Source organism: Butyrivibrio sp. XPD2002, assembly GCF_000423945.1.
GTDB lineage: Bacteria > Bacillota > Clostridia > Lachnospirales > Lachnospiraceae > Butyrivibrio.
Genome location: NZ_AUIY01000042.1, coordinates 1 through 10987, shown reverse-complemented (window position 1 = coordinate 10987; position 10987 = coordinate 1). Strand labels below are relative to the sequence as shown.

General features: G+C 43.3%; 8 protein-coding genes and 1 pseudogene. 5 read left to right on the top strand and 4 right to left on the bottom strand.

The features are described 5' to 3' along the window. A pseudogene (locus G587_RS26790) lies at positions 1-199 on the bottom strand (transposase); the annotation flags it as partial. A 154-nt stretch (positions 200-353) separates the two neighbouring features. On the opposite strand from G587_RS26790, the gene G587_RS0115840 reads away from it, so the two are divergent. From G587_RS0115840 to G587_RS0115825, 4 genes are all read left to right on the top strand, one after another. Next, complete coding sequence (locus tag G587_RS0115840; protein ID WP_026493053.1) at positions 354-971, top strand: hypothetical protein; 618 nt, start codon at positions 354-356, stop codon at positions 969-971. Positions 972-1235: 264 nt separating this feature from the next. Then, positions 1236-2645, top strand: a complete 1410-nt coding sequence (locus tag G587_RS0115835; RefSeq protein ID WP_051201091.1) for an MFS transporter — start codon at positions 1236-1238, stop codon at positions 2643-2645. An 81-nt stretch (positions 2646-2726) separates the two neighbouring features. Then, positions 2727-4049 carry a glycoside hydrolase family 1 protein gene (locus G587_RS23125; protein WP_051201090.1) on the top strand — a complete coding sequence of 441 codons (1323 nt, stop codon included), beginning with the start codon at positions 2727-2729 and terminating at the stop codon, positions 4047-4049. A gap of 7 nt (positions 4050-4056) precedes the next feature. Next, positions 4057-6855, top strand: a complete 2799-nt coding sequence (locus G587_RS0115825; RefSeq protein WP_026493051.1) for an alpha-L-rhamnosidase — start codon at positions 4057-4059, stop codon at positions 6853-6855. 59 nt (positions 6856-6914) lie between these two features. On the opposite strand, the gene G587_RS0115820 is transcribed toward G587_RS0115825, so the two are convergent. Both G587_RS0115820 and G587_RS23120 read right to left on the bottom strand, forming a co-directional pair. Continuing rightward, the gene (locus G587_RS0115820; RefSeq protein WP_026493050.1) at positions 6915-8051 is read right to left on the bottom strand and encodes a helix-turn-helix transcriptional regulator; all 1137 of its coding nucleotides are present in this window, start codon (positions 8049-8051) and stop codon (positions 6915-6917) included. Further along, positions 8009-9076, bottom strand: coding sequence for an AraC family transcriptional regulator (locus G587_RS23120; protein ID WP_051201089.1), 1068 nt, complete (start codon positions 9074-9076; stop codon positions 8009-8011). The genes G587_RS0115820 and G587_RS23120 overlap by 43 nt, the downstream gene beginning before the upstream one ends. Positions 9077-9183: 107 nt before the next feature. On the opposite strand from G587_RS23120, the gene rhaB reads away from it, so the two are divergent. After that, positions 9184-10632 carry a rhamnulokinase gene (gene rhaB, locus G587_RS0115810; protein ID WP_026493049.1) on the top strand — a complete coding sequence of 483 codons (1449 nt, stop codon included), beginning with the start codon at positions 9184-9186 and terminating at the stop codon, positions 10630-10632. A 110-nt stretch (positions 10633-10742) separates the two neighbouring features. Here rhaB and G587_RS26325 read toward each other — a convergent pair whose 3' ends face one another. After that, positions 10743-10889 (bottom strand): hypothetical protein, encoded by a 147-nt coding sequence (locus G587_RS26325; protein WP_196812581.1) that lies wholly within the window; start codon positions 10887-10889, stop codon positions 10743-10745. Positions 10890-10987 lie beyond the last annotated feature (98 nt).

Genomic DNA, 10987 nt, shown 5'->3' with positions numbered 1-10987 from the left:
CCCTGTAATCCCAGGGCTCTACATTCAGAATCAAAGGGAGCTTATCAAGCTTAAATTTTTGATATTTGGGAGAATGAGAATCCTCATAAGCCCACTGTTTAAGCGGAATATATCTACAGATAAAGTTGATCAACCAGCAGTTTTGTTGATAGAGCTGATGGATGATTTCAAGTAAATAAAGTATAATGTTCACGAGCATTGTTTCCTTTGCGGGATGTTTTCTTGGTCGTTAACATTATACCAAAAGGGAGGTCAATGCTCTTTTTATTTTGAACTCCCGAAAAATAGAGGATTTATAAAGAAAAAAGGAGTGTCGATTAGACACTACCTTCTTATCTGAGGGGGATAAAAATATGAGAAAGAACATTTCAAAAATCGGAATCGCTTTTACATTTGCAGCAATGCTCGCTATGACAGGATGCGGTGATGCATCAGCTACAACTACAATCAATGATGCAGAAACTCCTACTTCTGCATCTGCTGATGCAGGCTATGTAGATGCACTTAATGAAGAGGCAGCTACTGAGGATGTTGTCATAAATGACGAAGAGTATGTAAATGCTAATAACTGGTCAGTAAGATATGATCCTTCCGTTATCACAATTAACGAGGGCGGCCCTGTAACTACCTTCGTATACACCGGCGACTGTGCAGGAACATGCATGATCACAACTACCTATGGTGTAGACAATGACGGAAAAGGCGCAGCAGAGGACCTTGCTAAGTCATGGGGAGATCAGGCAACTGTTTCTGATGTAATCTTCCCCGGAACAGAGGATGTTCAGGGTTACTACGTTGACGCAGTTCCAGGACAGTTAGGACCCGGAATGTATCAGTCAGCTTATGTAAGAGATTACATGGATGGATATCTTATCTTTGAGTGCACAGATCACATGAGCGGTGATGATGAGATTGATATCCCGGTATCTGATTCACTTGCAGGAATTATCGATTCTCTGAAGTTTAACTAAGGAGATGATATAAAAATAATTATGAGCAGTGTACAAATTAAAGTACACTGCTCGTTTTTATGTTCGTATTGAAAGTAATTACAGTTTCGGATGAACCCGGAATGGGAATCAAGGGCTTTGAAGAGGGACGCCTTATTTATATTTGGTAAATAATTCATCTAAAAAAATGTCGGATGTTGTCAAAGATATTACATGGAGACATAAAACATCCGATGATATTATTCCCTTATCCAGTAAAACACATTGTAATAAAGGAGAAGGACAATGGGGAATAATACAATGGCAAAAACTAAAAATACTTCGGAAGTGAGCAAGGCCTTTAGCTGGTTCCATGCTACTTCAGTAAATGGCGGAGCAATGATGATAGCTGCAGTTTTGGCGAGCTATCTGTCACCTTTCATGACGGATAATCTGAAAATACCTGCAGCTACCTGCTCGCTTATCATGTTCATCGCAACATTGTGGGATGCGATAAATGATCCTATCATGGGCGTAATCGCAGACAACACTCACACAAAGATCGGTCGCTACAGACCTTATTTCTTATTTGCACCGGTACTGCTTACTTTTTTTGCTACCATGGTTTGGATAGACTGGGGATTTACAAGCAGTGCTGCAAAAGCAATCTACATTCTTGTTATGTACATTGGTTACGGAATGACAGTTACAATGTACACAATGCCGCAGATGGCAATTCTCCCTGCTGCTGTTAAAAAGGATCAGGAGAGAAACAAGATCATTACCATGGGTGCAGGATGCTGCGCATTCGCATTCACAATCGGTAATACCTTCACACAGAATATTACAGGCTTCTTTAACGGACTTGGATTTTCAAACGGATATATTCCTTTCATGATCGTTTGCGGAGTTCTGGCATTTGTATCCTTCTGGGGACTTTTCAAGACATCAGAGGGACAGGAGAGATATCTCTCAGCGCCTGAAAAAAATCCCATGAAAGGAATCGGAATGGTGCTTAAGCACAAGGAGGTTTATCCCAACATCATCGCCTGGGTTATGGCTTCAGTTGGTTACGGACTTATGTTCGCATCATCTGTTTATTACATGATGTACTACTATGAGAGACCTGATCTCATTCCTGTATACATGGGTGTTATCTCAATCGGTGCTCTTATTTCAATGGTAGTTGCAATGCCTGTCGTGCTTAAGATTTTTAAGACAGGTCAGAGAGCTCTTTGCTTCTCACAGGCAGCAACAATCGTGACTTACCTGATTTTGTTTTTCTTTGGAAAATCTAACTTTGCGTTCCTGTGCGTACTTACATTCATTGGTTCAGTTACAGGCGCTATGCAGAACGCACTTGTCAACATCCTTGTAAACGACACAATCGACTTCATTATGTACAAGGAAGGAAAGTCAGCAAACGGCCTGGTTTCATCAATCAAGGGCTTTGCTCAGAAGTGCGGTAACACAGTAACTAATTCAGGTATCCTCGCAATACTTGCTATGTCAGGATATGTGGCAGGAGCTGTTGGACAGCAGCCTGAGTCAGCAATGTTTGCACTTAACTTCATCAAGTTCGGAGCTCCCTGCATTACAGGTCTTATCGTAATCGCATGCGTAGTTTTCGGACCTATCAAGAAGTACAAGAATGAGATCGAAGAGATGAAAAGAAAAATGCATTCAGAAGAAGTAGTTAATAAAGAAGCAGTGTGATAAAAATGTCAGCAATAAAAGTTGCTTGCAGCACGCAAAATAGCTGCAGGCAACTTTTTAATAATATAAGTGAGGTTTAAAATGAGAAATTCAGATTTTTTAATTGGTGCAGCAACTGCGGCACATCAGGTTGAAGGAAATAATACAAACAGTGACATCTGGGCTATGGAACAGATGAAGTATGGTGGATATCCTGAAAAATCCCTGGACGCTGCAGATCACTACAACAGATATAAGGAAGATATTTCTTTATTAAAACAGGCAGGGCTTAATTCTTATCGTTTTTCCTTCGAGTGGGCAAGGATTGAACCTTCAGAAGGTATTTTTGATGAAAAGGAAATGCAGCACTATCTTGATATGGTTCACTTCTGCAAGGAAAACAAAATTGAACCTGTGATAACACTTCACCATTTTTCATCACCCAAGTGGCTTATTGAAAAGGGTGGCTGGGAATCAGAGGAAGTGATAGATGCATTTGCCAATTACACCAGGTATGTTGCCAAAAATCTGTCAAATGAAGATATCAAATATATCTGCACCATAAATGAAGCCAACATGGGTAATCTTATTTCTATTTATATTCGTCAAGCCATGGAACAGCGTGAAAAACAGAATGAGGAGCAGACATCAATACAGATAGGATTAAACATCGAAGAGATGAAACGAGAGCAGGAGGAAAAGGTTAGGGAAAACTTGGAAGTATTTGGAGTTGAAGAGCCTGCAGTTTTCGTATCGCCAAGATCTCCTAAGGGTAATCAGATCATAATGGATGCACACAGGGCAGCGGTAGATGTTATCCATAAAATGCTTCCGGACACTAAGGTCGGATTATCCCTTAGCCTTCGTGATGTTCAGTGCGTTGAAGGCGGAGAAGAGAGAGCAGAAAAAGACTGGCATGATGAGTTCGAGGAGTTTCTTCCTGCAATTATAGATGATGATTTTCTTGGCGTTCAGAACTACACCAGAACCAGGTTTGGAAGTGATGGTGAGCTTTCACCTGAGGAGGGAGCTGAGCTCACTCAGATGGGCTACGAGTTTTATCCTGAAGGACTTCCTAATGTAATTCGCAGGGTACATACAGCATTTAAGGGTGATATACTTGTAACAGAAAATGGAATTGCAACGGATGATGACACAAGGCGCGTAGAATTTATTAAGAGAGCCTTTGCAGGTGTCAGGGACTGCATAAACGATGAAATTCCGGTGAAGGGTTACATGTACTGGTCACTTCTTGATAATTTTGAGTGGCAGAGTGGCTATTCAATGCGCTTTGGACTTATAGGTGTGGACAGACAGACCAGGGAGAGAAGTGTAAGGCCCAGCCTGCAATTCCTTGGAGAACAGAAATTAACCGATTATAGAAAGAAGAAATTTGCAACATCAGCTATGGCAAATGGAAGGTGAGAGCAGGATGAAAATTACCAGAACGAAAATTAATGGCGTGGTTAATCCCTTGGGATTTAGCTTTGAGAAAATAATTGCAGCATGGAATGTGGAGGATACAAAGGCGGTTTCTCTTAAAAATGGAGTGCTTGAGGTTTCTGCTGATGGAGACTTTTCACAGATTTTATATAAAAAGGAATCAGCTGAGCTCGATCAGACAGGTGAAGCCATTGATATAGAGCTTAGCCCCTGCACCAGATATTTCTGGAGAGTTACTGTCGTAGGCGACAACGGTGAAACTGCCACATCTGATATTCAGTGGTTCGAGACAGGTAAGATGGAAGAGCCCTGGGAAGGAAAATGGATAGCTGCGCCTGAAGGTGAAAAGTGTCATCCCGTATTTTCAAAGGAGCTGTCACTTAAGGATAAGCCTGTCAGCGCAAGGCTCTATGTGAGCTGCCTGGGTGTGTTTGAGGCATATCTTGATGGGGAGAAAGTCGGTAACGAAATCCTCACTCCCTACATCAACGATTATGAGACAGGAATGCAGATTATTGCCTTCGATGTTACTGAGCAGATAAAGGCTGATAGCAATCTCAGTATTCAGGTTGCGAAGGGCTGGTATATGAGTAACTTCGGCCTTGAGGGTGGTCATAACTTTGGAGACAGAATGGCTGCTATTGCAGAGCTTCAGGTTACCTATGCTGATGGAAGCAAAGATGTTATCGGTACAGATGGCTCATGGAAAGTTTCTAAAAATGATGTGACAGATTCCGGTATCTATTATGGTGAGGACCTGGACAGAACAGCAGGTATCAACGAAATCGGTAATGCGGTAGAAATAGAAACAGGCAAAAAGCTTCTTGATAGATACAGCATTCCGGTTGTGGTTAAAGAGGTTCTTGAGGCAAAGGAAATCATCCACACTCCCGCAGGTGAGACTGTAGTTGACTTTGGGCAGAATCACGCCGGAATCATGGAGATAGATGCAGATTTTCCTGCAGGAACGAAGATCACTGTTTCCTGCGGTGAGATTTTGGTTAAGGGGAATTTCTTTAATGAGAATTACCGCGAGGCACGCTCACAGTTTGTATATGTTTCAGATGGAAGAAAGGAAACCGTGCACCCCAGGTTTACCTTCTTTGGATACAGGTATCTGAAAATCGAGGGATGGCCGGAGTCGATAGAACTTACGACTGATAAGATCCGTTCAAAGGTTCTCTATTCAGATATGGAGAGAACAGGCTTTATTGAGACCAGCAATGCTAAAATAAACAGACTTTATGAGAACTGCATCTGGGGACAGAAGTCCAATTTTTTGGACATGCCAACAGACTGTCCTCAGCGAAATGAGCGCCTTGGCTGGACCGGAGACGCCCAGGTATTTTCACAGACAGCAAGCTACAACATGGATACGAGAGCTTTTTATAAAAAGTTCCTTAGAGACCTTGCCCTTGATGCAAAGCGTCATGATGGCGGAGTTGCAAGCTTCCTTCCAAACACAGCAGGCAATCTTGCGGGAGTAGGAAGTGTCTGGTCAGATGTGAGCACGATAATACCTGAGACTCTGTACAATACCTATGGCTCAGCCGCAGATATCGAAGAGCACTATGAGATGATGAAGGGCTGGGTAGAGTACATGCACCGCAACGACATGGAGCATGGAGACAACGGAACCTTTTCACTTCCTTTCCAGTTCGGAGACTGGCTTGGCCTTGATGGAATTACCGAGAAGAGTTTTAAAGGCGGAACAAATGATGATTATCTTGCCTGTGTTTATTACTACAGATCCACAATGATAACGGCCAGGATGGCAGAACTTCTTGGTAAAAAGGAGGATGCTGAAGGATATGCCGCCTTGGCTGCTAAGGTTAAGAAGGCGATTTTACATGAGTACTTCACACCTTCAGGAAGACTCTCCTGTGATACACAGGCTGCGTATGTAGTAGCGCTCGCATTTGATATCTTTGTAGACAGAAATAAGCTGATAGAACAGTTTGAGGACAGACTTAAGAGAGACTGCTATCAGATAAAATGCGGTTTTGTTGGAGCGCCGCTCCTTTGCATAACCCTCGCTAAGATTGACAGAATGGACCTGGCTTATCACTTCCTGTTTAACGAGGGCTTCCCGGGATGGCTTTACTGCGTAGATCTCGGAGCTACCACAATTTGGGAGAGATGGAATTCAGTTATGCCTGACGGCACACTTTGTAAGGACGGTATGAATTCCTTAAATCACTATTCCTACGGAACTATAGTGCAGTTTATGTATGAATACATAGGAGGCATAAGACCTGCTACTCCAGGATTTAAGAAGGCTGTTATAGCTCCAAAGCCAAGCATGAGATTCAGATTCTTTAACACTGAAATGACTACTGCAGCTGGAAAATATGTATCCGATTGGAAAATTGCAGAGGATGGAATTTTCACACTTAAGGTTGAAGTTCCCTTTAACGCAGAGGCTACGGTCACACTGCCACGTTTTTCAAGAGACAGATTGTGTGTAGATGGTCTTGCCGATTCTGAAATAAAGGATGATGGTACGGTTACTCTCACAGCAGGAAGCTATGAGATAAGCTATATGCCATCAAGGGATTACAGATGTGTATATGGCCCCGAAACCCGCCTTGGCGAGCTCGCAGGAGATGAGGAGATCATGAAGCTTCTTGAAAAAGAACTTCCTGTCGCTTATGGGATGATCAAGGGTGGTGATAAGGAAAATGCAAATCGCACACTGAGCGAACTCCCCTTCCTGTTCTTCCTCGGAATTAACCCCGATGCCGCAAAGCCAGTAATTGAAAAAATATGTAATACCATGAGATGGTAATATGCTGAAAAAACCTCACTCCACTGGGATGTATCCTGTGGGTGAGGTTTTTTATAACATCAAGCTTTTTCGCCGCTTTCTGATTGGAATGGTATGAAGGGGCTTTCTTTTTTGTTGTGTTTTCTGTAGTCCGCGGGGGAGATACCGAAGGTCTGTCTGAAGACTCTGGAAAAATGGTCAGCGCTGTTGTAGCCAGTCTCTTCTGCGATTTCACCAATTTTCTGATTGGTGTTTAGCAGGAGATTCTGAGCATCCCTCATGCGCAGATTCTTTATGAGCTCGGTGTAATTTCTGCCTGTGTTCTGCTTTATCAGTGTACTTAGATGAGCCTCACTGTAATGGAAGAATTCCGCAAGAGCCGCCAGGGTCAGGGTTTGATAGTTGTGCTGAATGTACTGCAGAACCAGTGAGAAATCGGAGCCCAGCTCATAGTTGTAGAAGGCGATGGTCTTACTGTAGTTTCTAAGAAGGTTAGTGAAAAACAGATTTATGAGTGCGACACTGCAGCTGTTGCTGTACTCATCTGGATTTTCTGACTCTATGAGAAGCTTTCTTAAAAAAATCCGGCACTCCATGTTGTTGCCTGTAAAGAGCATCAGATAGTTACTTTGGTCATCATCTCTTAGAATCTTTCTGAAAAAGCCTGATACAAGATCCTGATGACTCATCAGGGAAACGAAGGTGCTCTCGAAGGTGCTTTTTCTGATACAAATGGTATAAACGATGGAGGTTTCGTCCTCGATAACAAGGTCATGGTTGGAGCCGGGGGCAACAATGCAGACTTCTCCCTCATGCATGATGTGCTCGGTATTTTCAAAGATGAAATGGGCTTCTCCCTTAACCACAAAATCCATTTCAAAGTAATTGTGTCTGTGCGGATATCTTCTGGTGAGACGTGGATGGCGTATGGTGAAAACGTCATAGAACTGAGGAATGATTTTTTCTTCTCCAACCTCGGTATGGACAGGGGTGTTGAGTGTGAAATTGAGAGGAATGTTATCAACAACCCTGTCAAAATCATCATCATTCATAGCCATGGCATCTTCGGGGATATGCACGCGGGTAGGCGTTTTATCGAGAAGACCTTTTTCCTCCATGCGCTGGATCATTTCGATAAACTGAAGCTTAGATCCTGTGCGCTTGTAGTAGGCGTTCATTTCTTTCTGGAATTTTCCGTAGGTTGTATATGCTTGCATAATATTCTCCGGTGTTGTTTTGTTGTTTGTTGTAGTGGACCAGGAACTCCGTCCCTTGGGACCATCGTGTTTAGCTTTTTGTATTCTCTTGGTGAGCAGCCATATTTCTCCGAGAACTTTCTGTAGAAATATGCGCTGTTTTCGTATCCGATTGCTTCGATGATCTTCTCGGTTGTGAGAGTTGTATTCTCGAGGTAATAGGTTGCCTGCTGAAGCTTTCTGGTCTGAAGCAGCTGCTTGAAATTGCTTCCGGTGTTGCTTTTCAGAAGCCTGCTCAGATAAGCTGTGGAGTAACCTGTGTTTGCAGACAGTTCTTCAAGGGTACCGTTTTTATAATTGTGATCTATGTATTCCAGGGCCTTGATGGTGACCTGCTGGGACTTAGTGCTCATGTCCTTAAGCGTATCAGAGGAGAGAGCAGACAGGTTCATCAAAATCAGATCCATTGTGGAATTGATTATCTGATTCATGCCACTTGAATCGGAGGTCAGAGTCCAGATCAGGTTCTCGAGGAGGTTCTCAACAGTGATCATACCCTTCGTGTGATAGAGGAGATAATCGCTGTATCTTTTCTTTTCAGACAGGGACGAAATTATGAAATCCCGCAGAACATTTTCTCTGTCGTAAGCGATATCGTTTCGTGAGAAAAATTCCGGAAGGATTATGATGTTTACGGCGATATCATCTCTGCCGCAGGCCATTATCTCGTGCTTCGCATGGCGGTTCATAAGAAGGATGTCCCCTTCTGTAAGAAACAGGGTGTCGCCGTCCACGATTTTCGTAGTGAGCTGGCCCTTTACCATCACCACCATCTCTATGTAGTTATGTCTGTGAACTGGAAAATAGGCAAATCTTGTGTGTGGCCTGATGGCGATGTATTTGCCTTTTTCCAAAAGTCTTGCACTGTCCACGATAAATTCATCTTCTGAAGTGTACAGCTCCTTTGATATGTCAGATTTTCCATTTAAGAGCTGCTCTTCTTCAGGAGTGAGTGCACTGATTTTTTCTAATATTTCTTCTCTCATAATCTATGTCAAATAAGGTTCTATTTTAACTAAAGTGACGTTCTAGTTTACAACTCAGATATCCACTATTATAGCATCGTTAGTAATAAATGTATTGGAGTTTCGATATGAATAAATATTTTCTTGCAATTGATATCGGTGCATCAAGCGGACGCCACATCATCGGATGGGTGGAAAATGGGCGAATGCAGCTAAAAGAGGTGCACCGGTTTGAAAACAGACAATTACAAAAGAATGGTCACCTTATCTGGGACATGGACAATCTCTGGAAGGGAATAATTGATGGACTTAAGGCCTGTAAAAAAGAGGGGATGATCCCTGAAACCGTGGGCATTGACACCTGGGCGGTGGACTATGTGCTTTTGGATGCAGACGGGGAACTGATCGGCGATGCCGTGGCATACAGGGATGGCAGAACTGAAGGAGTTGATAGCGAGGTGTATAAGCTCGTTCCGGAGGAAGAACTCTACAGAAGGACAGGAATACAGAAACAGCCTTTCAACACGATTTATCAGCTGATGGCTTTGAAAAAAGAAAAGCCGGAGGAGCTTGAAAAAGCAGAGAGTCTTTTGATGATTCCTGACTATTTCGGCTATAAACTTACCGGCGTGAAAAAGCAGGAATATACAAATGCCACAAGCACAGGTCTTGTAAATGCGAAGGATAAAACCTGGGATATAGAGATTATAAGAAGACTTGGTTTTCCTGAAAGATTATTCGGGGAGCTGTCAGTTCCGGGAACTGTTGTTGGAACTTTTAGCGAGGAGATATCTAAGGAAGTTGGATTTACTTCAACAGTGATCTTACCTGCGACACATGATACAGGCTCAGCATTTCTTGCGGTTCCTGCAAGGGAAGACCGGTCGGTATTTTTATCAAGCGGAACCTGGAGTCTTCTTGGTATTGAAAACGAAGAGCCCATAACAACTGACAAAGCCAGGGCGGAGAATCTTACAAACGAAGGCGGTGCTTTTTCCAGATACAGATTCCTCAAAAACATCATGGGACTGTGGATAATTCAGTCCATAAGGCGTGAGCTTAACGGAACTGAATATGTGGAGGGTGTAAAGAGTAAGTACTGCACAGGCAGAACCTACAGCTTCCCGGATCTCATAGATGAGGCGAGAAAGAGTGAGGGTTTTGAGTCATTCATTGATGTTAATGATGAGGCGTTTCTTGCTCCGGTCAGTATGATCGATGCGATCAAGGACTATTGCAGGGAAAACGGTTGTCCGATACCTGGGACAGTTGGTGAGATTATGCAGATGGTTTACAGGAGCCTTGCAAAAAGCTACGAGGTGGCTGTAAGAGAAATTTCCGAGATAACAGGAAAACGCATGACTTCCCTTCATGTGATCGGAGGCGGATGTCAGGATGCGTATCTTAATGAACTGACGGCAAAGGCCACAGGGCTTCCGGTTTTTGCAGGCCCTATCGAAGGAACGGCAGTTGGCAATCTGGTAATTCAGATGATTGCAGGAGGTGTTTTTACGGATCTGTCAGAAGCAAGAAATTGTATTTTTGAGAGCTTTGATGTTAAGAAATTTGGAATTTAGATAGTGTAAAGTCTGCTATGGAAAAATGAGCCAAAGAAAAAAGGCTCAAAAGAACCTTGAAAATGTAGATATTGATACCGACAAGCTCTCCGAGGGCTTAGGGCTCCGCCCTAAGAACCTGCAAGGGACCAGTCCCTTGACCCGTTAAGCGGGCTCTGCCCGCACCCGTCCTCGCCGGAAGCAGGCCAGCAAGCACACTTGCTGACCAATGTATCAGGATTATCCGTGAACCTTATGTCAAGGAACTTTCGCGGCATATCCTCGCGGCGCTGCCGCTTCGGTATTCCACGTTTTCCTTGACAACGGTTCCGCTCCGTTTTATGCGGTTGCACCCTGTTGGATGTTGAGAATGGTC